The organism is Streptomyces sp. NPDC057694 (assembly GCF_042799415.1).
Lineage (GTDB): Bacteria > Actinomycetota > Actinomycetes > Streptomycetales > Streptomycetaceae > Streptomyces.
This window is the reverse complement of record NZ_JBHVIX010000037.1, coordinates 42,923-68,365: the sequence shown is the minus strand read 5'-3', so window position 1 is coordinate 68,365 and position 25,443 is coordinate 42,923. Positions and strand designations below refer to the sequence as shown.

21 protein-coding genes are annotated in these 25,443 nt (G+C 71.7%); 8 read left to right on the top strand and 13 right to left on the bottom strand.

Annotated elements, in window-relative coordinates:
• Positions 1-117: 117 nt before the first annotated feature.
• The 5 genes from ACFVDP_RS41170 to ACFVDP_RS41150 form a co-directional block, all read right to left on the bottom strand.
• The gene (locus ACFVDP_RS41170) at positions 118-870 is read right to left on the bottom strand and encodes an SDR family oxidoreductase (RefSeq protein WP_383502088.1); all 753 of its coding nucleotides are present in this window, start codon (positions 868-870) and stop codon (positions 118-120) included.
• 104 nt (positions 871-974) lie between these two features.
• Entirely contained in the window at positions 975-1,829 is an 855-nt protein-coding gene (locus ACFVDP_RS41165) for a 1,4-dihydroxy-6-naphthoate synthase (RefSeq protein ID WP_383502086.1), read from the bottom strand.
• Positions 1,826-2,518, bottom strand: a complete 693-nt coding sequence (locus ACFVDP_RS41160; RefSeq protein WP_383502083.1) for a futalosine hydrolase — start codon at positions 2,516-2,518, stop codon at positions 1,826-1,828. The genes ACFVDP_RS41165 and ACFVDP_RS41160 overlap by 4 nt, the downstream gene beginning before the upstream one ends.
• The gene (locus ACFVDP_RS41155) at positions 2,488-2,964 is read right to left on the bottom strand and encodes a DUF2771 domain-containing protein (RefSeq protein WP_383502080.1); all 477 of its coding nucleotides are present in this window, start codon (positions 2,962-2,964) and stop codon (positions 2,488-2,490) included. The genes ACFVDP_RS41160 and ACFVDP_RS41155 overlap by 31 nt, the downstream gene beginning before the upstream one ends.
• A gap of 261 nt (positions 2,965-3,225) precedes the next feature.
• A complete protein-coding gene (locus ACFVDP_RS41150) occupies positions 3,226-4,620 on the bottom strand; it encodes an MFS transporter (protein ID WP_383502078.1) in 1,395 nt (464 codons plus the stop codon).
• A gap of 302 nt (positions 4,621-4,922) precedes the next feature.
• Here ACFVDP_RS41150 and ACFVDP_RS41145 point away from each other — a divergent pair, with 302 nt between their 5' ends.
• The 3 genes from ACFVDP_RS41145 (at position 4,923) to ACFVDP_RS41135 (ending at position 10,414) form a co-directional block, all read left to right on the top strand.
• Complete coding sequence (locus ACFVDP_RS41145) at positions 4,923-5,846, top strand: DUF3027 domain-containing protein (protein WP_383502075.1); 924 nt, start codon at positions 4,923-4,925, stop codon at positions 5,844-5,846.
• Between the two features lie 330 nt (positions 5,847-6,176).
• On the top strand, positions 6,177-9,311 hold the full coding sequence (locus ACFVDP_RS41140) for a sacsin N-terminal ATP-binding-like domain-containing protein (protein WP_383502072.1): 3,135 nt from the start codon (positions 6,177-6,179) through the stop codon (positions 9,309-9,311).
• Positions 9,312-9,517: 206 nt separating this feature from the next.
• Complete coding sequence (locus tag ACFVDP_RS41135; RefSeq protein WP_383502069.1) at positions 9,518-10,414, top strand: DUF5707 domain-containing protein; 897 nt, start codon at positions 9,518-9,520, stop codon at positions 10,412-10,414.
• 18 nt (positions 10,415-10,432) lie between these two features.
• On the opposite strand, the gene ACFVDP_RS41130 is transcribed toward ACFVDP_RS41135, so the two are convergent.
• A complete protein-coding gene (locus tag ACFVDP_RS41130; protein ID WP_383502066.1) occupies positions 10,433-12,850 on the bottom strand; it encodes an HAD-IC family P-type ATPase in 2,418 nt (805 codons plus the stop codon).
• Between the two features lie 300 nt (positions 12,851-13,150).
• Positions 13,151-13,408 carry a DUF2530 domain-containing protein gene (locus tag ACFVDP_RS41125; protein ID WP_383502063.1) on the bottom strand — a complete coding sequence of 86 codons (258 nt, stop codon included), beginning with the start codon at positions 13,406-13,408 and terminating at the stop codon, positions 13,151-13,153.
• Positions 13,409-13,644: 236 nt separating this feature from the next.
• Here ACFVDP_RS41125 and ACFVDP_RS41120 point away from each other — a divergent pair, with 236 nt between their 5' ends.
• Positions 13,645-15,090 carry an NCS2 family permease gene (locus ACFVDP_RS41120; protein ID WP_383502061.1) on the top strand — a complete coding sequence of 482 codons (1,446 nt, stop codon included), beginning with the start codon at positions 13,645-13,647 and terminating at the stop codon, positions 15,088-15,090.
• 29 nt (positions 15,091-15,119) lie between these two features.
• Here ACFVDP_RS41120 and ACFVDP_RS41115 read toward each other — a convergent pair whose 3' ends face one another.
• Positions 15,120-15,302 (bottom strand): ribbon-helix-helix protein, CopG family, encoded by a 183-nt coding sequence (locus tag ACFVDP_RS41115; protein ID WP_078506238.1) that lies wholly within the window; start codon positions 15,300-15,302, stop codon positions 15,120-15,122.
• Between the two features lie 167 nt (positions 15,303-15,469).
• On the opposite strand from ACFVDP_RS41115, the gene ACFVDP_RS41110 reads away from it, so the two are divergent.
• Together ACFVDP_RS41110 and ACFVDP_RS41105 are read left to right on the top strand one after the other, a co-directional pair.
• Positions 15,470-15,904 carry a MarR family winged helix-turn-helix transcriptional regulator gene (locus ACFVDP_RS41110; protein WP_383502058.1) on the top strand — a complete coding sequence of 145 codons (435 nt, stop codon included), beginning with the start codon at positions 15,470-15,472 and terminating at the stop codon, positions 15,902-15,904.
• 87 nt (positions 15,905-15,991) lie between these two features.
• Positions 15,992-17,338, top strand: coding sequence for an MFS transporter (locus tag ACFVDP_RS41105; RefSeq protein WP_383502055.1), 1,347 nt, complete (start codon positions 15,992-15,994; stop codon positions 17,336-17,338).
• Between the two features lie 569 nt (positions 17,339-17,907).
• Here ACFVDP_RS41105 and ACFVDP_RS41100 read toward each other — a convergent pair.
• A complete protein-coding gene (locus tag ACFVDP_RS41100; protein ID WP_383502052.1) occupies positions 17,908-18,897 on the bottom strand; it encodes an aldo/keto reductase in 990 nt (329 codons plus the stop codon).
• The gene (locus ACFVDP_RS41095) at positions 18,894-19,862 is read right to left on the bottom strand and encodes an AraC family transcriptional regulator (protein WP_383502049.1); all 969 of its coding nucleotides are present in this window, start codon (positions 19,860-19,862) and stop codon (positions 18,894-18,896) included. The genes ACFVDP_RS41100 and ACFVDP_RS41095 overlap by 4 nt, the downstream gene beginning before the upstream one ends.
• Before the next feature lie 106 nt (positions 19,863-19,968).
• Between ACFVDP_RS41095 and ACFVDP_RS41090 the strand changes: the two genes are divergently transcribed.
• Positions 19,969-20,865, top strand: coding sequence for an MBL fold metallo-hydrolase (locus ACFVDP_RS41090; RefSeq protein ID WP_383502046.1), 897 nt, complete (start codon positions 19,969-19,971; stop codon positions 20,863-20,865).
• Between the two features lie 6 nt (positions 20,866-20,871).
• Here the strand turns inward: ACFVDP_RS41090 and ACFVDP_RS41085 are convergent, their stop codons facing one another.
• On the bottom strand, positions 20,872-21,552 hold the full coding sequence (locus ACFVDP_RS41085; protein WP_383502043.1) for an SGNH/GDSL hydrolase family protein: 681 nt from the start codon (positions 21,550-21,552) through the stop codon (positions 20,872-20,874).
• A 68-nt stretch (positions 21,553-21,620) separates the two neighbouring features.
• Here ACFVDP_RS41085 and ACFVDP_RS41080 point away from each other — a divergent pair, with 68 nt between their 5' ends.
• Positions 21,621-22,625 carry a WD40 repeat domain-containing protein gene (locus ACFVDP_RS41080; protein ID WP_383502040.1) on the top strand — a complete coding sequence of 335 codons (1,005 nt, stop codon included), beginning with the start codon at positions 21,621-21,623 and terminating at the stop codon, positions 22,623-22,625.
• 310 nt (positions 22,626-22,935) lie between these two features.
• Here ACFVDP_RS41080 and serC read toward each other — a convergent pair whose 3' ends face one another.
• On the bottom strand, positions 22,936-24,054 hold the full coding sequence (gene serC / locus ACFVDP_RS41075; RefSeq protein WP_383502037.1) for a phosphoserine transaminase: 1,119 nt from the start codon (positions 24,052-24,054) through the stop codon (positions 22,936-22,938).
• A 108-nt stretch (positions 24,055-24,162) separates the two neighbouring features.
• Positions 24,163-25,404, bottom strand: a complete 1,242-nt coding sequence (locus tag ACFVDP_RS41070) for a cytochrome P450 (RefSeq protein WP_383502034.1) — start codon at positions 25,402-25,404, stop codon at positions 24,163-24,165.
• Positions 25,405-25,443: the final 39 nt, after the last annotated feature.

The window sequence follows — 25,443 nt, the reverse complement described above, 5'->3', positions numbered from 1 at the left end:
AGCTTCTGGGACAACCTATCTCGCGCTGCTGGGAGGAGCACCGCGTATCTTTTGGGGGGGGGGGGGGGCCCCCCCCGCGACCAGCCCCCACCGGCCGTCACCCGGCGACGAGACCTCTTACTCGGCCTGGGTGCGGAGCCACTCTTCGATGGACGGGCCCACGATGCGGGCCGAGGCGGGGGCCAGTTGGGCGCCCTCGGAGAGGGCCGGGATCGTCGCGGGGACGGTTCGGACCGGGCGGTCGTCGCCGCGTGCCGCCAGCAGCCGGGCCGTGAGATCCGGCAACCGGATCGTCTCGGGGCCCGACAGCTCGACGATCTCCGGCGCGTCGTCGGCGACGACGAGTTCGGCCACGGCATCGGCGACGGCATCGGCGGCGACCGGCTGAATCAGCCAGTCCCCGACGCTCACCCCGGAATCGCCGAAGGCCACCGCGGCCGGATTCGTCGCGAACTCGTGCCACTGCGTCGTCTTCACGACAGTGCCCCGCAACCTGCTCGCCGCCACCGCCCTCTCCTGCTCGCGCTTGGCGACGTAGTACGGGTTCGTGTCGAAGACCGGGTTCTCGATGTTGCAGATGGAGACCAGGAGGAACCGCCCGACCCCCAGCTCGCGCGCCGTGTCGAGCAGCAGCCGGGTGGCCCCGGCCACGACCTCGACGACATCGGCGGCCGGGTCGGACGGGAACGCGTTCGCCGCGTCGATCACCGCGTCCGCCCCGGCGAGCGCCTCCTTCAGGCCCGCACCGGTGTGCAGGTCGACCCCGGCGGACCGGGAGACCGGCACCACGGTGTGCCCCGCCGCCGTGAGCCGCGCGGCGATCTTCGTGCCGACTGTTCCGGTGGCTCCCGCGACGGCGATTCTGCTCATGGTGTCCGCACCCTCTTCTGTGACGTCCGCTCGGTACGTCATCGAATCTACGGCGCGAAAAGACCCGCGGAGTGGTGCATTGGGCAGCCAGAAAAACGGGTCAATTACGGGAACGCGAGCGCGTCCGGGGCGAGCGCCGGGACCAGGCCCTCGGCGGCGGCCCGGGTGAGCAGCCCGCGGATCGCCGCGTAGCCGTCCTCGCCGAGGTCGGCGGTGAACTCGTTGACGTAGAGCCCGATGTGCTGGTCGGCGACGGCCGGGTCCATCTCCTGCGCGTGCTCCATGACGTACGCCCGCGAGGCCTCGGGCGCCTCCCAGGCCAGCTGTACGGAGGTGCGCACGGCGTCCGCGTACCCGCGCAGGGTGTCGGCGCCGAGCGAGCGGCGGGCGATGATCGCGCCGAGCGGGATCGGCAGGCCGGTCGTGGCCTCCCAGTGCTCGCCCATGTCGGCCAGCTTGTGCAGGCCGTAGTTCTGGTACGTGAAGCGGGCCTCGTGGATGACGAGCCCGGCGTCGACCTTCCCGTCGCGCACGGCGGGCATGATCTCGTGGAACGGCATCACGACGATCTCGCCGACCCCGCCACCGGGGACGACATCGGCCGCCCACAGCCGGAAGAGCAGATACGCGGTCGAGGTCTCGCTCGGCACGGCGACCCGCTTGTCGGAGAGGTCCACGCCCGCCTCGCGGGTCAGGACCAGCGGGCCGCAGCCCCGGCCGAGGGCGCCGCCGCAGGGCAGCAGCGCGTAGTCGTCGAGGACGTAGGGCAGGACCGCGTAACTGACCTTCAGGAGGTCGAAGGCGGGGTCGCGGCGCTCGGCGACGCCGTTGGTGATGTCGATGTCCGCGAAGGTCACGTCCAGCGCGGGGGCGCCGGGGACGCGGCCGTGGGCCCAGGCGTCGAAGACGAAGGTGTCGTTCGGGCAGGGCGAGAAGGCGATACGCGTGCTGTCAGTCATGTGTTCTTCCAACTCTCCAGTACGGGCGCCGCCTTCCCGAACGCGTCGGAGAGCGCGACCAGCGCGTCACCGATGCGCCAGGCGGCGCGGTCGCGGGGCCCGACGGCGTTGGAGACGGTACGTATCTCGGCCACGGGAACGTCGTGTGCGGCCGCCGCCTCGGCGACTCCGAAGCCCTCCATGGCCTCGGCCACGGCGCCGGGGTGGCGCTGGGCCAGCAGGGCCGCGCGGTCGGCGGTGCCGGTCACGGTCGAGACGGTGAGCACGGTGCCGACGGTCGCCCCGGTGCGGGCGGCGAGGTCTCGTACGAGGGAAGCCGGCGGACGGTGGGTGACGGTGCCGAAACCGAGTTCGGTGACCGGCACGAAGCCCTCGGGGGTCTCGGCGCCGAGGTCGGCCGCCGTGATCGCGTCGGCGACCAGGACCGCGCCGGGCGGTGCCGTGAAGCCGCCGCCGATGCCGGCCGAGACGACCAGCGTGTACGGGTGGCCGGCGAGTGCGGCCCTCGTCAGGGCGGTGGCGGTGCCGGCCGCCGCGGCCGCCGGGCCCACGCCGACCGCCACGACGTCGATCGCCGGGCCGACGTCGTGCAGACCTCGGGCCACCGCGTCCCGTTCCGCCGGGACCGCGGTGGCTACGAGGATGTGCGCGGTGTCCGTCAGGAGTCCTTCTCGAGCTTGAACGACCACAGGCCGTACGCCTTGGAGTTGCCGCCCTCCAGGATCGTCACCGTGGTGGCCGAGCCGGTGGCGCCGTACTGCTGGTTGAAGAACACGCTGCCCGGGACGGTGCGGTAGGTCTTCTTGCTGGAGTCGGTCAGGGCCTGGCCGTTCATCAGGAGCGTCCAGCCCTTGTCCGCGATCTCCGGGTCGACGCCGAAGCGGACCGTCGCGTCGGGGTCGACCTTGATGGTCTTGGCGTCCTTGTCCTTCAGGCAGCCCTGGAGGGAGGAGGTCTTGAGCGAATTGCCGTCGTTGTAGCAGGTGGCCTCGGAGTTCACCGTGCTGCGGTCCACCGTGACGGTGGCCAGCGGGGTCGGCTTGTCGCAGGCGGAGAGGACGAGCAGTCCGGCGCCTACGGCACCGACGGCGGCCAGGGCGCGGCGGTGGCGCGCGGCGAAACGCTGGGAGGTCATGGCGGAAGGCTATCTGGCGGGTTCGCTGCCGCTCGGGGTGGGGCTTGTGTCGGCGTGGCCGGGGTGGGGGGTGCGTGGTCCTGTGCGGCTCTCGTCGTGGCTGGTCGCGCCCCGCGGCGGAGCCGCTGATGGATGCAGCCCCGCGCCCCTGAAGCATGCGCTGCGCGCAGCTTCCCCGATGAGATGGCGCACGAAGTGCGCATCTCAGGGGCGCGGGGAACTGCGCGAGAAGCCCCACCGGGCCGCGGCCGAATGGACGGGCTAGGTGACCCGGGCGGGGCCGGTGTGGTGGGCCGAGGCGAGGAGGCCCCGGACCGTGGTGAGCCAGCCGATGGCCACGATGGCGGCCGCGACCGAGAGGCCCAGCGCCCCGACCAGGGGCAACGCGATCCCGATGGCCCCGCCCATCACCCACGCCACCTGCAACAACGTCTCGGACCGAGCAAACGCGGACGTCCGCACCGCCTCCGGCACATCCCGCTGGATCGTGGCGTCGAGCGACAGCTTCGACAGCGCCTGCGCGAACCCGGCCACCGCCGCCAGACACGCCGTCATCACCGCCCCGAAGAAGACGGCGGACAGGATCGCGACCCCCAGGACCACGGCCACCACGGTCACGATGATGATCTCGGGCGCCCGGGCCTTGAGCCAGGCCCCGACGGCCGTCCCCAGCGCGTTCCCGGCCCCCGCCGCCACGCCCACGATGCCGAGCGAGACGGCGGCGCTCTGCCCGGTCATCGGATGCTCGCGCAGCAGGAACGCGAGGAAGAAGATCAGGAAGCCGGACAGGCACTTCAGCGACGCGTTCGCCGCGAGGGCGTGGGTGACGGCGGGCCCGACCGTCCGCAGGCCGGGCCTGCGCTGCCGCTTGGCGGGGCCGTGCAGATGCTCCTCGTCGGAGACGAGCAGCGCCCGGCTCTCGCCCTTCGCCGAGTCGACCTTGCGCGGCATCGAGAACGACAGGAACATCCCGGAGACGTAGAGGACGAACGCCCCGAACAGCGGCCAGCGCGGCCCGATTGTCTGCAACCCCGCCCCGATGGGCGCCGCCACGCCGGTGGCGAGCAGCCCGGCGAGGGTGACCCGCGAATTGGCCTTCACCAGGGAGAAGCGGGGCGGCAGCAGCCGCGGCACGACCGCCGAGCGCACCACGCCGTACGCCTTCGACGCGACCAGCACGCCGAGCGCGGCCGGGTACAGCTGGAGGTTTCCGCCCACCACGGCGCTGGACAGGACGAGGGCGAGCAGCGCCCGCGCCAGCATCGAGCCGGCCATCGCGGCCCGCCGCCCGTGCGGCAGCCGGTCGAGAAGCGGCCCGATCACGGGGGCCAGGAGGGTGAACGGGGCCATGGTGATCGCCAGATACAGGGCCACCCGGCCGCGCGCCTCGTCCGTCGGCACCGAGAAGAACACCGTCGAGGCGAGGGCGACGGTGATCATGACGTCGCCCGCGCCGTTCACCGCATGGAGTTCGATGAGTTTTCCGAGGCCCGACTCGCCCGCTCCGTGGGCGTGTGTCGCCTTCCGGATTCCGCGCGCGGTGCCCGTGAACGGCAGTCTCAGGGCGCGGCCGACCTTGCGGACGGCCCCGCGCACCGGGCCCGCATCGCTGTACTCGTACCGTGTCGCACCGGACGACGACCTTGCGGCAGCCACCCAGCCATAGTGCCCCTTGAACGGGCGTACTAGTGCCGATATGCGCATGTGGTTCTGCTTCCGCATCAAGCGCGGCTCGTACGTCGGTGTGGGCGCAGGGCGTGGAAGGAGGTAGCGTGCGTAGCGCGCCCGCGGCGGTTGTTCTCGGCCGCGCGCCTCTCGGCCATCCCGCAGAATGGATGGCGTAGGTGCGCCCGGAACGTCGGGCGCGGACGTCGACGCGGTCCCCAGGTCCGCTCCGTCCGCGCTCCCGCCCATCGGACGGCGCACCCGTGAGACGGCGTAGGAGAGAAGCGATACCTGTGAGCGCAGCGACAACGCGAAGCCGCACCCCCGACCGCTTGTGCGCCGAGGCGGTCGACATCGCCCGGGCGGCGGCCGACGAGGCCGCGGCCCCGGGAGTGGTCGGCGAGCACGTCGAGACGGTCGTCGAGGGCGACCGCGTCGTCACGCATCTCTTCGAGTGCAAGGACTTCGGGTACCGGGGCTGGCGCTGGGCGGTCACGGTCGCCCGCGCGTCCCGCGCCAAGTACGTCACCCTCGACGAGGTCGTCCTGCTGCCGGGCCCCGACGCCCTGCTGGCACCCGAGTGGGTGCCGTGGAGCGAGCGGCTGCGGCCCGGTGACCTCGGCCCCGGCGATCTGCTGCCCACCGAGTCCGACGATCTGCGCCTGGAGCCCGGCTTCTCCGGCGAGGACGTGCCGTCGCCGAACTCGCCCGTCTCCGAGGAGATGGCCGAGCTGGTGGAGGCCGAGGACGCCGACATCACCGGCGGGCCGGTCGGCGAGCTGCCGGTCGTGCCGTCGCGCGGGTCGATCGCCTCGGTCGCCGAGGAACTGGGCATGCGGCGGGCCCGGGTCCTGTCCCGGTACGGGCTGCACGTCGCGGCCGACCGCTGGGAAGAGGGCTTCGGCGCGAAGACGCCCATGGCGCAGGCGGCGCCGGCCACGTGTGTCTCGTGCGGGTTCCTCTGTCCGATCGGGGGGTCGCTCGGGCAGGCGTTCGGGGTCTGCGCGAATGAGTTCTCGCCGGCCGACGGGCGGGTCGTCTCGCTGTCGTACGGGTGTGGGGGCCATTCCGAGGCCGCCGTCATGCCGAAGCCTCCGCGGCCCGCTGAGCCGGTGATCGACGAGACCGTGGTGGACGTCCTCCCGCTGCGGCCCGAGCCCGACGCGGGTTCGGTCGGCGCCGTCGCCGAGGGCGCCGACGACTTGGGTCACTCGTAGTTCCGCGTCTGCCCCACGGGGCTCTCGTCGCGATCTGACGGCCGGTGGCCGCTTCTCGCGCAGTTCCCCGCGCCCCTGGAGCCTTGCGCTGCGCGCGGCTCTCCCGTTGTCGGGTGCGGCTCTCGTCGTGGCTGGTCGCGCAGTTCCCCGCGCCCCTGGGAGCGAGCTTCGCTCGCCCAGGGGAAGGCGCGCGCAGCGCATGCCTTCAGGGGCGCGGGGAACTGCGCGAGAAGCCCCACCGGGCCGCAGACGGGTACGCGCCCCAGGGGGCAGGCCGGGAGCCGCGATAACGTTCGGGCCGATCGTTCCAGCGGCCAGAGGAGTGCACCCGTGAGCGTCAGCGAACCCGCGCCGGAGGGCATCGACCCGTTCGGCACCGCCAGACTGCGGCGGGGCGTGCTGGACGCCTGGGCGGCCAGTGCCGCCCGGTTCCGGGAGGACGCCAACGCCGAAGAAGACCTCGCCCTCGGCGGCTACCGCGACCGCCTGGTCGTCGAACTCGCCCAGAACGCCGCCGACGCCGCCGCCCGCGCCGGAGCGCAGGGCCGCCTCGCCCTCACCCTGAAGGACGGCGTCCTCGCGGCCGCGAACACCGGCTCCCCGCTGGACGCGACCGGCGTCGAGTCCCTGTCCACCCTGCGCGCCTCGGCGAAGCGGGACGACGCCGAGACGGCCACCGGCCGGTTCGGCGTCGGCTTCGCGGCCGTGCTCGCGGTCTCCGACGAACCCGCCGTACTGGGCCGCACCGGCGGCGTCCGCTGGTCCCTGGCGGAGGCCAGGATCGCCGCCGCCGACACCGCCCGCACCAGCCCCGCGCTCGGCGACGAACTGCGCCGCCGCGACGGCCACGTGCCCCTGCTCCGGCTGCCGTACGCGGCCGAGGGCCAGGCCCCCGACACGTACGACACTGTCGTGGTGCTGCCGCTGCGGGACGCCGCCGCCGAGGCCCTCGCCGCCCGGCTGCTCGACGAGATCGACGACACGCTGCTGCTGGCCCTGCCGGGGCTCGCCGAGGTCACCGTCACCACGGACACCGGCATCCGCACCCTGCGCCGCGCCGCGCCGGACGACGGCACCCCGTACACCGTCATCACCGACGACGCCCGGGAACCCGCCGCGCTGAGCTGGCGCACCGTCGGCCACCAGGGCCCGCTCGACGCCGCCCTGCTCGCCGACCGGCCCGTCGAGGAGCGGCTGCGCCCGCACTGGTCCGTCGCCTGGGCCGTGCCCGTCGACGACGACGGCGCCCCGCGACGGCCCGTCAGCGCCCCCGTGCTGCACGCGCCGACGCCCAGCGACGAGCCGCTGGGCGTGCCCGCGCTGCTCATCGCCTCGTTCCCGCTCGACACCACCCGCCGGCACGTCGCGCCGGGCCCGCTCACCGACCACCTCGTGCAGCGCGCCGCCGACGCCTACGCCGAACTCCTCGAAGCCTGGCGCCCGGTGGGCCCCGGCATCCTCGACCTGGTCCCCGGCCCGCTCGGCCGCGGCGAGCTGGACGGCGCGCTGCGCGCCGCGATCCTGGAGCGGCTGCCCCGCACTCCCTTCCTGCCGCCCGCGCTGGCCCCCAGCGGCGAGGACGACGACCGTCCCGAAGCCCTCAAGCCCCGGGACGCCGAGGTCGCCGAAGGGGCGGGCGCCGACACCGTGCGCGTCCTCGCCGACGTCCTGCCGAGCCTGCTGCCCGCCGGTCTCGAACGCCGTACCGAGCTGCGCACCCTCGGCGTCGCCCGCCTCCCGCTCACCGAGGCGATCGACCGGCTCGCCGGTCTGGAGAAGGAGCCCGGCTGGTGGCGGGGGCTCTACGAGTCCCTGGCCGGCGTCGACCCGGACCGGCTCAGCGGGCTGCCCGTGCCGCTCGCCGGAGGGCGCACGACGATCGGCCCGCGCCAGGTCCTGCTCCCCACCGCCGAGGCCACCGCGGTCGCCGGTGACGCACTGGCCCGGCTCGGTCTGAAGGTCGCCCACCCCGACGCCGCCCACCCGCTCCTGGAGAAGCTCGGCGCGCTGCCCGCCACGCCCCGCGCGGTTCTCACCACCCCGCAGGTCCGCGCGGCCGTCGCCGCCTCCCTCGACGACGAGCCCGCCTGGGACGACGACAGCGCGCTCGGCGCCGACGAGCTGGCGGACGTCGTGCTCACCCTGGTCCGCGACGCCCACCTCGACGCGGGCGACGAACCCTGGCTCGGCGCCCTCGCCCTGCCCGACGAGGACGGCGAACTCGCCCCGGCCGCCGAACTGGTCGTCCCCGGCAGCCTCCTCGCCGGTGTCCTCCGTGAGGGTGAACTCCCGCACGTCGACGAGGCATTGGCCGAACGCTGGGGGGAGCAGCCGCTCGCGGCCTGCGGGGTGCTCGCCACGTTCGCCCTCGTCCGTGCCACGGACGTCGTCCTCGACCCGGACGAACTCGAACCGCGCGACAGCGACTACCCCGAACCCGATGACGCCGGGCTGCTCGACGCCGTCGACGTGTGGTGCGAGGACGTCCTCGACCGGCTGCCCGACACGCCCGTACCGCCGGTCGCCACCGAACTCGTCGCCGTACGTGACCTGGACCTGGTCGACGAGGACCGCTGGCCGCAGGCGCTCGCGCTGCTCGCGCAGCCGCCGCTGCGCGACGCCCTCACCCAGCCCGTCCGGATCCTGCTGCCCGACGGCCACCACGAACTCGTCCGCCCGTACACGGCCTGGTGGCTGCGCGGCAATCCGGTGCTCGACGGCCGGCGCCCCGCAGGACTGCGCGCGGCGGGCGGCGACCCGCTGCTCGACGGGCTGTACGAGCCGGTGGACGCCGCCGGTTTCGAGGACGAGCAGGTGCTGCGCGCCCTCGGGGTGCGCACCTCCGTCGCCGCCCTCCTCGACGAGCCGGGCGGCGCCGCCGAACTCCTCGACCGGCTCGCCGACCCCGACCGGCCGGTCGGAGCCGCCCAACTCCACGCGATCTACGGCAGGCTGACCGACCTCGACCCGGAACAGGTCACGCTGCCGGACGAGTTGCGGGCCGTGCGGGACGGCGAGGTCGTCGTGGTCGACGCCGCCGACGCGCTGGTCGCCGACGCTCCCGACCTGATCGCGCTGTCGGACGGGCGGCCGCTGCTGCCGGTCGCCCCGGCCCGCGCGGCCGAACTCGCCGAGCTGTTCCAGGTGCGCCGCCTCAGCGATGCCGTCGACGCCGAACCGACCGGCACCGACGCCACCGAACACCCCGTGCCCGACTCCGTCCGCACCCTCCTCGGCGCCGGCACCCCAGCCTCGTACCTGGAGTACGAGGAGCTGTACGTCGCCGGGGTCGAGGCCGACTGGCGGCGCACCGCCGACGGCACCGTGCACGCCGCGACCCTGGAGGGCGTCGCCGCCGGACTCGCCTGGGCGGCGGGGCAGTGGCCGCGCCGGTTCGAGGTGGCGGCGCTCCTGGAGGACCCGTCGCGGACGGCGGAGCTGGCGCGGGACCGCTGGTTCGACTGACAGGGCGCGCGGCCCCCGGAGGGATTTCGGGGGCCGTGGGTTCCCTTTCGGTGCAGAGAGGCATGTCACACCGCGTCGGTTGATTCCCGTACAACCAGAACCGTCCGCCACCGGTCTATCCCGCGAGTCAACAGACTCCTAGACCACTTGGGACCCGCGTGATGGCATCCGCACCGCAGGTCCCCTTTCTCCACTGTGGGGAACACATGCGCATTCGTGCCACCGCGGCCGCCGTGACGGTCTCCGGCGCCCTTGCTCTCACCGCGATCGTCGTTCCGGCCGCGCAGGCCGACGACAACTCCCTCGCCTCGGCGGCCGCCAAGGTGACCGCAGGCTTCAAGGCCGGCCACGCGGCTCCGCGTGCCAGCACCTTCGCGGCGTCCTCGGTCGAGGACGAGCAGGTCGGCGACACGGCCGTCTCGAACGTCGTCGTCAACGGGGGCAAGGACGTCGTCCTCGGCATCTCCGCCAAGGCGAAGTTCAAGGTGACGTTCACCGCCACCGACGACTCCGGCATCGACAACACGTCCGGCGCCGCGATCGTCTACCACGGCTCGGACCTCGACTCCTCCAACATCGGCGCCCTGCCGAACGAGGACATCGACGGCTCGGTCACCACCTGCAAGACGGTGAGCGCCACCAAGTCCACCTGCACCCTCAACTTCACCGTCGACCCGCTGTGGCTGTACAACACCGACGCCGGGTCGTGGAAGGTCTGGGTCGGCGCCCAGGGCAAGGACTACGACTACTCCATCCGCGAGAACGCCAAGTCGTACAGCACCAAGCGCTACGCCAAGCTGAGCACCAACGCCACCCCCGAGCCCATCAAGAAGGGCAAGACCCTCACGGTCAAGGGCGCCCTCACCCGTGCCAACTGGGACACCAGCAAGTACGCGGGCTACACCAAGCAGAAGGTCACCCTGCAGTTCCGCAAGAAGACCTCCAGCACCTACAGCACGCTGAAGACGGTCACCTCGGACTCCAAGGGCAACCTGAGCACCACGGTGAAGGCGTCCGCCGACGGCTACTTCCGCTACAAGTTCGCGGGTACGTCCACGACCCCGGCCGTGACGTCCACGAGCGACTTCGTCGACGTCCGCTGATCAACCGCTGATCAGCGGCTAGTCGGGAAAGCGGCGGCCGACCCACCTCCACAGGAGTTCGAGGACGGCCGCCGCCACCACCGACACGCCCACCGCGGTCCACGGCATCACGTCGCCGACCAGCTTCAGGGCGAAGAAGTCCTGGAGCCACGGCACGACCAGGACCAGCAGGAAGCCGAGTCCCATCGCCGCCACCAGGCAGATCCGCCACCAGGTGTAGGGGCGGGCGATGATGGCCAGCACCCACATCGAGATCAGGAACAGGGTCAGGGTGGCCGCGCTGGTCTCCGCGTTGAGCGCGTCGGAGCCCGTGTAGTAGTGCCGGGCCACCATGTACATCACGAACGTCGCGATCCCGGCGACGGCGCCGCCCGGAATCGCGTACCGCATCACGCGTTTCACGAAGTGCGGCTTGGCCCGCTCCTTGTTCGGCGCGAGCGCGAGGAAGAACGCGGGGACGCCGATCGTCAGCGTCGACAGCAGCGTCAAGTGCCGCGGCAGGAACGGGTACTCGACCTGGAAGCAGACCACGAGCAGCGCGAGCAGCACCGAGTAGACGGTCTTGACCAGGAACAGCGTCGCCACCCGCGTGATGTTGCCGATGACCCGGCGGCCCTCGGCGACCACCGAGGGCAGCGTGGCGAAGCTGTTGTCGAGCAGCACGATCTGCGCGACGGCCCGGGTGGCCTCGGAGCCCGAACCCATCGAGACCCCGATGTCGGCGTCCTTCAGGGCCAGTACGTCGTTCACCCCGTCGCCCGTCATCGCGACCGTGTGCCCGTGCGACTGGAGCGCCGCGACCATGTCCCGCTTCTGCTGCGGGGTGACCCGGCCGAAGACCGTGCCCTCGTCGAGCGCGTCCGCCATGGCCTCCTGCTCGGTGGGCAGGGTGCGGGCGTCGACCGTGTTCTCCGCGCCGGGCAGATCGAGCTTGGCGGCCACGGCGCCGACCGACACCGCGTTGTCCCCGGAGATGACCTTCGCCTTGACGTCCTGCTCGGCGAAGTAGCGCAGGGTGTCGCCCGCGTCGGGGCGCAGCCGCTGCTCCAGGACGACGAGCGCGGCCGGTTCGGCGCTGTCGCGCACCGCGGGGTCGCCCAGGTCGGCGCCCTCCTTCAGGCCTTCGGTGACGCGGGCGAGCAGCAGGACGCGCAGGCCCTGCCGGTTCAGCCCGTCGACCTCGGCGAGGGCCGGGTCGTCGGCGGGGAGCAGCACGTCGGGCGCGCCGAGCAGCCAGGCGCTGGTCGTGCCGTCGCCCTCGCTGAGGGCCGCGCCGCTGTACTTGCGGGCCGAGGAGAACGGCAGCGACTCGGTGCAGCGCCACGCCTCGGCCGCCGGGTAGGCGTCGATGACGGCCTGGAGGGAGGCGTTCGGGCGCGGGTCGGACTCGCCCAGCGCGCCGAGGACCTCGCGTACGTACGCCTCGTCGGCGCCGTTCAGGGCGCGCAGCTCGGCGACGTCCATGCCGCCCTCGGTGAGCGTGCCCGTCTTGTCGAGGCAGACCGTGTCGACGCGGGCGAGGCCCTCGATCGCCGGAAGTTCCTGAACCAGGCACTGTTTTCGGCCGAGTCGGATGACGCCGATCGCGAAGGCCACGGAGGTGAGCAGCACGAGCCCCTCGGGGACCATGGGCACGATGCCGCCCACGGTGCGCGCGACGGAGTCCTTGAAACCGTGCTCCTTGACGACCAACTGGCTGATGACCAGCCCGATCGCGGTCGGGATCATCATCCACTGGACGTACTTGAGGATGGTGGAGATGCCGCTGCGCAGCTCGGACTGGACGAGCGTGAACCGGCTCGCCTCCTCGGCCAGCTGCGCCGCGTACGCCTCGCGGCCGACCTTCGTCGCGGTGAACGCGCCGCCGCCGGCGACCACGAACGAGCCCGACATCACCGGGTCGCCCGGCTGCTTCACGACGGGGTCGGCCTCGCCGGTCAGCAGCGACTCGTCGATCTCCAGGCCGTCGGCCTCGGCGCAGGTGCCGTCCACGACGATCTTGTCGCCGGGGCCGATCTCGATGAGGTCGCCCAGCACGATCTCGGACGTGGAGACGGTGGTCGCGGTGCCGTCCCGGCGGACCGTGGGCTTGGCCTCGCCGATCACCGCGAGGGAGTCGAGGGTCTGTTTGGCCCGCCACTCCTGGATGATGCCGATGCCGGTGTTGGCCAGGATGACGTAGCCGAAGAGGCTGTCCTGGAACGGGGCGACGGCCAGCATGATCAGCCAGAGCACGCCGATGATCGCGTTGAACCGGGTGAAGACGTTGGCCCGGACGATCTCGGTGAGCGAGCGGGAGCTGCGCAGCGGGACGTCGTTGACCTCGCCGCGGCTTCTGCGCTCTTCGACCTCGGCGCTGGTCAGGCCCTTCGCCCTCGACGGCAGGGGCATCGGGTGCACGGGGTCGAGCTCCGCGCCGGCGTCGATGTGCGTCATGTCTCCGACGGTACGGGGGGATCGGGGGGTTCACCCCTCGGGCGTGACGGAGATCCGACCTGGGGAGGAGTCGGGGTCGTCCCGGGGGTGTACGGGGCGCGTGATCGGGTGCGGGTCGCGTCGTGGCTGGTCGCGCAGTTCCCCGCGCCCCTGGAGATGCGCACTTCGTGCGCTATCTCCATCAAGGGGAGGCGGCGCGAAGCGCCTGCCTCAGGGGCGCGGGGAACTGCGCGAGAAGCGGCCACCGGCCGTCAGGTGGTCGACAACCCAGGGGCGCGGGGCTGCATCCATCACCGGCCGTCAGTCGGAGACGGTGGCGGCGGCTCGTTTGATGGCGGCGTCGCGGCCTCGGACGTACCAGATGCCGATCAGGCCCAGGCCGGCGCCGGCCAAACAGGTCCAGATCCACCACGTGTGCCCGTGGTCGTCGAACCAGCCGTAGAACGGCAGCTGTACGAGGAAGAGGACGAACCACAGGATCGTGCCGCCGGTGATGGTGGCGACGACCGGGCCCTCCAGGGGCTCCGGCGCCTCGTGCTTGGGTGTCCACTTCGCCATGAGGACAGCTTAACGACAGCCCCGAAATCACTCGCAGCCCGTACCCACCATGGGTCTACGCGCGGAGATAGCGATTTCCGGCTCATATGTTCATACTGAAACCGCCTGAGAATGGCTACTTCTGTTCGTACGAAACACCAATGGGAGCGTCGGGGATCCCCGCTGGTGGTCACGCGTAGACCAGACTTGATCACATCCTGCCCACTGGGCACCGCTGAAAATCGCTGAGGTCATCCATGTCCACTTCGGCCACCGCCCCGGTCGATGTCAACGAGCAGCCGCCGGAGCCCAAGAACGGGCTCGACCGCTACTTCAAGATCTCCGAGCGCGGCTCGACGGTCCCCCGTGAGATCCGTGGTGGCCTCGCCACGTTCTTCGCGATGGCCTACATCATCGTGCTGAACCCGATCATTCTGGGCAGCGCGAAGGACATGTACGGGCACCAGCTCGACAACGGCCAGCTGGTCACCGCGACCGCGCTCACCGCCGCCTTCACCACGCTGCTCATGGGTGTCATCGGCAATGTGCCGATCGCGCTCGCGGCGGGCCTCGGTGTGAACACCGTGGTCGCGCTGCAGCTCGCCCCGCGCATGTCGTGGCCGGACGCGATGGGCATGGTCGTCCTCGCGGGCTTCGTGGTGATGATCCTGGTCGCCACCGGTCTGCGCGAGCGCGTCATGAACGCGGTGCCGCTCAGCCTGCGCAAGGGCATCGCGATCGGTATCGGCCTCTTCATCATGCTGATCGGTCTCGTGGACTCCGGCTTCGTGAGCCGTATCCCGGACGCCGCGCACACCACCGTGCCGCTCCAGCTCGGCGGCGACGGTCACCTGAACGGGTGGCCGGTGCTCGTCTTCGTCCTCGGCGTGCTGCTGACCCTCGCGCTGCTTGTGCGCAAGGTGCCGGGCGCGATCCTCATCTCGATCGTCGTGATGACCGTCGCCGCGGTGATCGTCAACGCCGTCGCCAAGATCCCGTCCTGGGGTCTGACCACGCCGAAGTGGCCGGGCAACCCGGTCGCCACCCCCGACTTCGGGCTCGTCGGCAAGGTCAGTCTGTTCGGCGGTTTCGAGAAGGTCGGCATCCTCACCGGCGTCCTCTTCGTCTTCACCGTGCTGCTGTCGTGCTTCTTCGACGCCATGGGCACGATCATGGGCATCAGCGACGAGGCGCACCTGACCGACGAGAACGGTCAGATGCCCGGCATGAACAAGGTGCTCTTCATCGACGGCATCGCGGTCGCCGCCGGTGGCGCCTCGTCCTCCTCCGCCACCACCTGCTTCGTGGAGTCCACGGCCGGTGTCGGCGAGGGCGCCCGTACGGGTCTCGCCAACGTCGTCACCGGCGCGCTCTTCGCCATCGCGCTGTTCCTCACGCCGATCGCCACGATGGTCCCGTCGCAGGCGGCCACCCCCGCGCTGCTCGCGGTCGGCTTCCTGATCCTGTCGGGCGGCATCCGCGCGATCGACTGGGACGACTGGACGGTCGCCATCCCGGCCTTCATCACGATGCTGATGATGCCGTTCACGTACTCGATCACCAACGGCATCGGCATGGGCTTCATCGCCTTCACCGTGCTGCGCGTGGTCGCGGGCCGGGCCAAGGAGGTGCCGGTCGCGATGTACGCCGTGTCGGCCGTCTTCGCCTTCTACTACCTGATGCCGGCTCTCGGTCTGACCTGATCCGACCCGAGCCCGTACTGCGGGGCGGCTCAGGCCGCCCCGTAGAACCTCTCCGTCTCCTCGACCGACGTCTTGAAGCGTTCGTCGAAGTCGTCTCGAATGAGCGTCCGGACCACATAGTCCTGGACGCTCATTCCTCTTTTCGCGGCATGCCCCTTGAGCCGGTCGAGCAGCTCACCGTCTATCCGCAGGCTGAGCACTGTCGATCCCATGCGAACAGCGTCGCGGGGTGCCGCGCCCGGGCGTGTCGCTTTTCGGATGCGGCTCACTCGTTTGAGTGACGTGAGGTTTCCGGTCGCCGTGGCGCGTGGTGCGGATCACGGTCCGTGGGGTGCGCCCCGGTGGTAGTTAGACACAGTAATGAGTTACGCTAACGAACATGCCGGACCTCTCCCATGGCGACGAAGCCGCCGTGAACTCCCTGCGCTCCGCAGTGATGCGCCTGTCACGCCGACTCAAGCATCAGCGGGTCGACGAATCGCTGAGCCCCACCGAGATGTCGGTGCTCGGCACCCTCGCCGGATGCGGCTCCGCCACCCCGAGTGAACTGGCCCGCAAGGAGCATGTGCAGCCGCCGTCGATGACCCGCATCGTCGCGCTCCTGGAGGCCAAGGGACTGGTCCGGCTCGAGCCTCATCCCGAGGACCGCCGGCAGAAGGTCGTCACGTCCACCGAGCAGGCCGAGACCATGCTCCTGGAGTCCCGCCGCAAGCGGAACGCGTGGCTGGCGAACCTGGTCGACGGTCTCGACGAGGACGAGTGGGCCAAGCTCCGCGAGGCCGCGCCCGTCCTGGAGAAGCTCGCGCATCTGTGACCGACCGAGACGACACCTGAACGCCCCCCCACAAGCACCTGCCACCGCCACGCTCGCTGAGCCGGCCGCCGAGGAGGCGAACCCACTTTGAGTACGGGATCCGGAGCAGACTCCGCCCCCGCACCTACTCCTACTCTCCCCGCTTCCGGGGGTAAGCCCTCGATGTTCGCCAGCCTGCGCGTGCGCAACTACCGGCTGTTCGCGACCGGGGCCGTCATTTCCAACACCGGCACCTGGATGGCCCGCATCACCCAGGACTGGCTGGTGCTCTCCCTGACCGGGTCGTCCGCCGCCGTGGGTGTCACCACGGCCATGCAGTTCCTGCCGATGCTGCTCTTCGGGCTGTACGGCGGAGTGATCGCCGACCGGTTCAAGCGGCGCAACCTGCTGTTCTGCACCCAGGGCGCGATGAGCCTGTCGGGCCTGTTCCTGGCCGTACTGACCCTGTCCGGCCACGTACAGGTCTGGCACGTCTACGCCGCCGCCTTCTTCACCGGGCTCGTGACGGTCGTCGACAACCCGTCGCGGCAGTCCTTCGTGTCCGAGCTGGTGGGACCCGACCAGGTCCGTAACGCCGTCTCGCTGAACTCGGCGAACTTCCAGTCCGCCCGGCTCATCGGCCCCGCCGTCGCGTCCGCGCTGACCGCGGCCGTCGGACCCGGCTGGGCGTTCCTCGCCAACGGCCTGTCCTTCCTGGCGCCGCTCACCGGCCTCCTCCTGATGCGCACGAGCGAGCTGCACGAGATCAAGCGGACGCCGCGCGGCAAGGGGCAGCTCAAGGAGGGCCTGAACTACGTCTCCAAGCACCCCGAGCTGATCTGGCCGATCGTGCTCGTCGGGTTCGTGGGCACCTTCGGGTTCAACTTCCCGATCTGGCTGAGCGCGTTCGCCGACGACGTGTTCCACGGCGGGGTCGGGCAGTACGGCATGTTCAACACGCTGATGGCGATCGGTTCGCTGGCCGGGGCGCTGCTCGCGGCGCGGCGGCGGTCCGCTCGGCTGCGGGTTCTCGTCGGGGCCGCGATCGGGTTCGGGGTGCTGGAGATCCTGGCCGCGTTCGCGCCCGGGGTGTGGCTGTTCGCTCCGCTGATCATGATCCTCGGGGTGCTCGGCATCACCACGAACGTCACCGCGAACTCCTCGGTGCAGATGGCGACCGATCCGGAGATGCGGGGGCGGGTGATGTCCCTGTTCTTCATGGTGTTCACCGGTGGTACGCCGTTGGGCGGGCCGCTCTTCGGGTGGCTCGCGGACGAGTACGGGGTGCGGGTCAGCTTCATGCTGGGCGGGCTGGTCTGCGCCGGGGCCGCGGGGCTTGTGGGGCTGATGCTCGCCCGGGCCGCCAATCTCCGGCTCAAGGTGGATCTGCGGCGCGGGGAGCGGCATGTGCAGTTCGTGCCGCGCGAGTCCGTGCCGGTGGCGGTGGTGGCTTAGGCGCCGGCGCCCCTGTCGGGTTGTCGTTCGTCGGCAGCCCGGTGGGGGCTGGTCGCGCAGTTCCCCGCGCCCCTGGGCAGTTCGTCACGCGCGGGCCGGTGGCCGCTTCTCGCGCAGTTCCCCGCGCCCCTGAGATGCGCACTTCGTGCGGCATCTCATCAAAGGCGCGCCACCTGCCCGTCAGGAGAGGCGCGCCACCTGCCCGTTAGGAGAGGCGCGCCACCCGCCCCTCAGGCGGGGCACGCCACCCGCCCTTCATGAGAGGCGCGCGCAGCGCAGCCTCAAGGGGAGGCGGCGCGAAGCGCCTGCCTCAGGGGCGCGGGGAACTGCGCGAGAAGCGGCCACCGGCCCGCGCACGACCGACAACCCGATAAGGGGCGCGGGGAACTGCGCGATGGGCCTCGGCGCCGGGGCGCTCGCCGGTGCGGGTTACGCTCGATGTGTGGACCCGAAGACGCGGAACCGGATCATGGCCGGTGTGCTTGTGCTGATGTTCGTCGTGGTGGCCGTGGCGGCGGCCGTCGGAAACTGACCTCGTCCCCGGCGGCCGCCGCACCCGTGGGCTCCGGCTACCAGGCGAAGGCCTCCGGCGACGGGCCCGGCCCCGGGAAGATCTCGTCCAGGGACGCCAGGACGTCCTCACCCAGCTCCAGCTCGACCGCCCGCAGCGCCGAGTCCAGCTGCTCCTTCGTGCGCGGGCCGACGATCGGTCCGGTCACCCCGGGCCGGGTCAGCAGCCACGCCAGGGCCGCCTCACCGGGCTCGATGCCGTGCTTGCCGAGCAGATCCTCGTAAGCCTGGACCTGGTCGCGCACCTTGGTGTTCTCCAGCGCGGAGGCCGACCGGCCGTCCTTGCGGCGCTTGCCCTCGGACTCCTTCTTGAGGACGCCGCCGAGCAGCCCGCCGTTGAGCGGGGACCAGGGGATGACGCCGAGGCCGTACTCCTGCGCGGCCGGGATGACCTCCATCTCGGCGCGCCGCTCGGCCAGGTTGTACAGGCACTGCTCGCTGACCAGGCCGACGCGGCCGTGGCGGGCGGCCGTCTCGTTGGCCTGGGCGATCTTGTAGCCGGGGAAATTGGACGAGCCCGCGTACAGGATCTTGCCCTGCCGGACCAGTACGTCGATGGCCTGCCAGATCTCCTCGAAGGGGGTCCGGCGGTCGATGTGGTGGAACTGGTAGATGTCGATGTAGTCGGTCTGGAGCCGCTTGAGGCTGGCGTCGACGGCCCGGCGGATGTTCACCGCGGAGAGCCGGTCGTGGTTGGGCCACGGCTGGCCGTCGCCCGCCATGTTCCCGTAGACCTTGGTGGCGAGGACGGTCTTGTCGCGGCGGCCGCCGCCGCTCGCGAACCAGGTGCCGATGATTTCCTCGGTACGGCCCTTGTTGTCGCCCCAGCCGTACACGTTGGCGGTGTCGAAGTAGTTGATTCCACTGGCCAGCGCCGCGTCCATGATGGCGTGGCTGTCGGCCTCGTTCGTCTGCGGTCCGAAGTTCATGGTGCCGAGGACGAGCCGGCTGACCTTGAGTCCCGTGCGTCCGAGCTGCGTGTACTTCATGACTGCTTAGCCAAGGACGTGGAGTGCGCTCTAGGCAAGTGCCCCGCCCGGTACCGTCCCGGCGTCACCCCGAACTCGCGGCGGAAGGCGTGCGAGAGGGCGTAGGGCGTGCCGTAGCCGACCTGGCGGGCCACCGACTCCAAGGGTGCGTCCGCCGCGCGCAGGAGGGTGGCCGCGCGGGTCATGCGCCACCACGTCAGATACGCCATCGGGGGCCGGCCCACCAGGGTGGTGAAGCGGCGGCCCAGGGTGGCGCGGGAGACGCCCGAGCGGGTGGCCAGGAGGTCGGCGGTCCACGGCGCGGCCGGGTCGCTGTGCAGCAGCCGCAGGGCCTCGGTGACGACCGGGTCGGCGAGCGCGGCGGGCCAGCGGGCGCTGCCGGAGCCGGTCGCCGGGTCCGTGGTCCAGGCCCGGATCATGTACACGAGCAGGAGGTCGAGCAGGCTCGGCACGGCCGCGCAGGCGCCGGGGAGGCCCGGGGTGCCCGCCTCGCGGGCCAGCAGGGCGATGGCGGAGCGCAGCTCCGGATGCGGGTCGGCGCGGTCGGTGCCGGCGCCCTCGCGCGGCAGGTGGATCACGTCGGGGAGTTCGGCGAGCAGCGGGTGGGTGTGGCTGCGGTCGAGGCGGTACTTGCCGCAGAGGAGTTCCACGGCGGACGCCCCGGGCCGCGGCGCCCGGTCGCCGACGGTGTCGAAGGGGACCGCCCGCGCGAGCGTCGCCGCGTCGGCGGGGCCGTCGGCCAGCACGTGGCCCGCGCCGTGCGGCAGCAGGACCGCGTCTCCGGGGGCCAGGGTGAGCGCGGGGCCGGTGTCGGGCAGCAGCCAGCAGCCGCCGGTCAGCGCCACATGGAATCCCGCGCCCTCGTACGGCTCCAGGCGTACGCACCAACTGCCGCTCACCCGCAGCCGGTTGACGGACGGCCTGCCCGTCCGTACGGCGGCTATCGCGTCGCTGACCACGTCCATGACCCCAGGATAGGCAGATCGGTGACATGCGGGGTGAGCGGATCGCGTATGCGGACGAGCCTCATGAGCATTGGGGCGCTCGCTCCCGGCGCCTAGCGTCGACGGCATGGACACGGACATCGAACGCATCGAGCTCGGCGACGTCGAGGTCATCAAGGTCGTGGAGGTACGCGGGCCCTTCGGCGCGCCCGGCGACCTCTTCCCCGGCATCGAGGGCGCCTGGCGGGCCGGGGAGGAGTGGCTCGCGCCCCGCTTCCAGGACCCGGACAGCGGCGCGGTGCTCGCCGCCGTACAGGCCTGGGTGCTGCGCAGCGAGGGCCGCACGATCGTCGTCGACCCGGGCGTCGGCAACGGCCGCGAACGGCCCGGCACCCCGCACTTCTCCGGCCTCGACACCGACTTCCCCGACCGGCTCGTGCGAGCCGGTGTGCGGCCCGAGGACGTCGACCTCGTCGTCAACACCCATGTGCACGCCGACCACGTCGGCTGGAACACCCGGGAGGAGGGCGGGAGTTGGGTTCCGACGTTCCCGAACGCCACCTATCTCGTACCGCGTGCCGACCACGACTTCTTCGGCCCCGAGGGTGCCGCCCGCACCGTGCGCGACAATCACCGCTTCCTCTTCGCGGACAGCGTCGCGCCGGTCGTGGAGGCCGGGCAGGCGGTGCTGTGGGAGGGCGAATCCCACCGGATCGACGGGCAGTTGACGCTGGAGCCCGCGCCGGGGCACACCCCGGGCTCCTCCGTGCTGCGCCTCGCCTCGGGCACCGACCGGGCGGTCTTCGTGGGGGATCTGCTGCACAGCCCGGCCCAGTTCCTCGCGCCGTCGTGCAGCAGCGCCATGTGCGTGGACCCTGCCGAGTCGGCCGCCAGCCGGGTACGGGTGCTCGGGCGGGCCGCCGATGAGGGGGAGTTGGTGATTCCCGCGCACTTCCCCGGGCCCGGCGCGGCCGAGATCCGGCGGGACGGCGCCGGGTTCGCTGTGCACCGCTGGGCGGCCTGAGAAGGGTCAGGTTCGGCGGTACGGGCCGCCGAGTCCCCACGCCTGGTGCAGGGCGTCCGCGAAGGCGGCGGCCAGCTTGTGCTCGCCGGACGCGTTCGGGTGCGTACCGTCGTACGTGTCGTGGTGGATGTCGTACGACTCCGGGACCGAGGCGAGCAGCAGCGGGGAGCGCGGCTCGGAGAGGTCGGCGACCGCCTTGGCGAGCAGGGTGTTGAAGCGGGCGACCTCGGCGGCGAACGGCAGGTCCGACTCGGCCCGGATGTTGGGGATCACGGGGAGCAGGACGACGCGGACCGCCGGGTTCGCGGTGCGCGCCTCGGCGACGAAGCGCCGCATGTTCGCCGCGGTCTGCTCGGCGTCCGTGTAGAAGCCGAGGTCTATCAGGCCCAGGTTGACCAGCAGCACGTCCGCGCCGCAGGTGCGCACCGCGTCGGCGACGACCGGCGCCATGTGCAGCCAGCCCTCGCCCCAGCCGGCCAGATGACGGCGCGGGAAGTCCGGGTCCGCGTACGCCAGGGACGTCGGGGCGTCGGCGGTCTTGTCGTAGAGGGTCTCGCGCGGCCCGACGACCGCGACGCCCCCGTCCGCGCAGGCCGACCGCAGGTGGTGCCAGAAGCGGTGACGCCAGGTGTGCTCCCCGGCGCTGCCGATGGTCTGGCTGTCGCCGACGAACATGAACCTGAGCATCCGCTCATCATCGTCGATCGGCCGGGCCGCGTGCGTGTGACACCGGCCACGCCTGGCAAGCTGGGGTCATGCGTTCGTATCTGGGTGCGGCCGGGGCCGCGGTCGTCCTCGTTCTCGCAGGTGCCACGGTGCCCGCGGCGGCGAGCAGTTCACCGTCCGTGGGCTCGTCCGGTTTCACCATCGAGGACCCGCGGATCACTGAGTCCAGCGGCCTCGCCGCGTCCCGCGCCCACCCGGGCGTCTACTGGACCCACAACGACAGCTCCGACGGCGCGTACATCTTCGCGATCGACGGCCGCACCGGTAAGACGCTCGCCCGGATCACCCTCACCGGGGTCGGGGCGCCGCGCGACGTCGAGGCGATCTCGGTCGGCCCCGACGGGAACATCTACGTCGGCGACATCGGCGACAACCTCGGCGGCAAGTGGGACCACGTGTGGATCTACAAGCTGCCCGAGCCGAAGAAGCTCGTCGACCAGACCGTGCGGGCCACCCAGTACGTCGTCAAGTACGCGGACGGGCCGCGCAACGCCGAGTCGATGATGGTCCACCCCAAGACCGGCCGGGTGTACATCATCGAGAAGGGCGAGGACGGCGGCGGCCTCTACGAGGGCCCGTCCACGCTCGACTCCGCCGCCACCAACACCTTCCGGCGCATCGGCGACATCGACCTGTGGGCGACCGACGCCGCCTTCTCCCCGGACGGCAAGCAGCTCGCCGTGCGCGGCTACTTCGGCGGCATCTCGTACTCCTGGAACGACGGAAAGCCCAAGAGGCAGGGCCAGTTGCACGTGCCGCTCCAGCCGCAGGGCGAGTCGGTGACGTACACGCTCGACGGCAGGACGCTGCTCTACGGCAGTGAGGGCAAGGGGAGTTCGGTGCAGCCGGTGGAGGTCGAAGGCGCGGATGCCTCCGGCGGGGGCGGGGGTTCGGCGTCGGGCGGGAGTGCCGATGGCGGGGGTGGTGACGGGGGTGGGTTCACCGGGAAGGCCGGAGCCGTCGGGGCCGCCGTGGTGCTCATCGCTGTGATCGGGATCGGGCGGCTGGTCCGGAAGCCGCGCTCTCGCGGGTAGGTCGCCGGGTGCGGGCCGGTGGCCGCTTCTCGCGCAGTTCCCCGCGCCCCTGAGGCATGCGCTGACGCGCGCCTCCCCTTGAGGCTGCGCTCCGCGCGCCTCCATCGGGGCAGGGGGAGGCGCGTCTTCACCTTGGGCAGGTGGCGCGCCTTGGTGGAGATCGCGCACGAAGTGCGCATCTCCAGGGGCGCGGGGAACTGCGCGCTCAGCCACGACGAAAGCCGCAGTCGCGTCTGCTCGGTGCATGAGCAGATGCGTCTGCGGCTTTCGTCGTGGTTGCTCGCGCAGTTCCCCGCGCCCCTAGGGGGCTTTAGAGCTGGCCGATGACGTAGTCGATGCAGGCCGTCAGGGCCTGGACGTCCGTCGGGTCGATGGCCGGGAACATGGCGACGCGGAGCTGGTTGCGGCCCAGCTTGCGGTAGGGCTCGGTGTCGACGATGCCGTTGGCGCGCAGCGCCTTGGCGACCGCCGTGGCGTCCACCGAGTCGTCGAAGTCGATCGTGCCGATGACCTGCGAGCGCTTGGCGGCGTCGGTGACGAACGGCGTCGCGTACTTCGAGTCCTCGGCCCACGAGTAGAGGCGGGTCGAGCTGTCCTTCGTACGGGCCGTGGACCAGGCCAGACCGCCCTGGCCGTTGATCCAGTCCAGCTGCTCGCCGAGCAGGAAGAGCGTGGCGAGGGCCGGGGTGTTGTACGTCTGGTTCTTGCGGGAGTTGTCGATCGCCGTGGGCAGCGAGAAGAACTCCGGGACGTGGCGGCCGGACGCGTGGATGCGCTCGGCGCGCTCGATCGCGGCCGGGGAGAAGACACCGATCCACAGGCCGCCGTCGGAGGCGAAGGACTTCTGCGGGGCGAAGTAGTAGACGTCCGTCTCGGCGATGTCGACCGGCAGGCCGCCCGCGCCGGAGGTGGCGTCCACCAGGACGAGGGAGCCCTCGTCGGCGCCGGCCACGCGCTTGATCGGGGCCGCGACACCGGTGGAGGTCTCGTTGTGCGTCAGACCGTAGACGTCGACGCCGGCCTCGGCCACGGCCTCCGGGTGCGTACCCGGGTCGGAGGCGATGACGGTCGGCTCGGCCAGCCACGGAGCCAGCTTGGAGGCCTTCGCGAACTTCGAGGAGAACTCACCGAAGTTCAGGTGCTGCGACTTGTTCTCGATCAGGCCGTGCGTCGCCACGTCCCAGAACGCGGTCGAACCGCCGTTGCCGAGGATGACCTCGTAGCCCTCGGGGAGGGAGAAGAGGTCCTTGACACCTTCACGCACACGGCCGACCAGGTTCTTGACCGGGGCCTGGCGGTGCGAGGTGCCGAGCAGGGAGGTACCGGTGGCGGCCAGCGCGTCCAGCGCTTCCGTCCGCACCTTGGAGGGGCCCGCGCCGAAACGTCCGTCGGCGGGCTTGATGTCAGCGGGAATCTGGATCTCAGCCACGAGCCGGAGGGTATCCCCTCGGCGAAACCGGACGGAAACCCGTCCGTTCGATGAGACGACTCCTCCGGCCCGTGGACTTGTGAAGATCTACGAGGGCGGCCCCGGTGATCAGTCCCCGAGCACCACCGGCAGCTCGAAGAGGTCGTTCTGCGTCACCACCGGCTTGTTGCGCAGCTCACCCGGCTCGACCGCGAGACGCAGGCCGGGGAAGCGGGCGTACAGCGCCGGGAGCGCCACCCCGGCCTCCAGGCGGGACAGCGCGGCGCCGGGGCAGACGTGCGGGCCGTGCCCGAAGGAGATGTGGCGGGTCGGGGAGGTGCGGGTGATGTCGAAGGAGTCCGCGGTGGGGCCGTGCGCCTGCTCGTCGCGGCCGATCGCGCCGTAGGAGACGATCAGCGCGTCGCCCCGCGCGATCGTCTGCTCCCCGACCCGGACGTCCTCGGCGGCGAACCGGATCAGCACGTGCGAGGTCGGCGTCGAGTAGCGCAGCGTCTCCTCGACCACCTGCTCCCAGGTGGCCTTGCCGTCGAGGACGAGGGCCAGCTGGTCGGGGTGGGCGGAGAGGTTCACGACCGCGTTGACGATGAGCGAGATCGTCGTCTCGTGGCCGGCCGCGACCATCAGCTGGAGCGTGGAGACGATCTCGGCGTCGGTCAGCCGGTCGCCGTTCTCCGAGGCCTGGATCAGGGCGCTGGTCAGGTCGTCGCCCGGCTGCTCGCGGCGGGCCGCGACGACCGCGCCCATCATCGCCGCCAGCTCGCCGAGCGTCGCGATGACTTCCTCGGGCGGGGTCTGCGTGGAGAAGAACTTGTCGAACAGGACCTTCAGGCGCGGGTGGTCCGCCTCGTCTATGCCCATCAGGTCGCTGATCACGTACATGGGCAGCGGGTAGGCGAACTCGGCCTTCAGGTCGACCGGGCCCTCGGTGGGCAGTTTGTCGAGCAGGCCCGTCGTCAGCTCCTCGATGCGCTCGCGCATCCGCTCCACCCGGCGCACGGTCAGCGCCTGGGCGACCAGGGCCCGCATCCGGCGGTGGTCCTCGCCGTCCACGGTGAGCATCGATCTGCCCGGGTTGGCCAGGCCGATCAGCGGCCAGTCGGCGGGGATCTCGCCGCGCTGCCAGGCCCCCCACACCTCGATGTCCTTCACGAGGCGCTTGTCGGTGAGGAGCTGGCGGGCCTCCGCGTGGTGGGTGACCGCCCACACGGGGACCCCGCCGGGCAGTTCGACCTGGGCCAGCGGGCCCGCGGCGAGCAGCCGGGCGGTCTCGCCGTCCAGGTCGGTGACGAAGGGGTCGAGCGGGATACGGGCGGCGGACGCGTGGGGGCACGTGGCTGCGGATGTCGTCATGACGAGAGCTCCAGGAGTCCGGGAACGAACGAGAGGAAG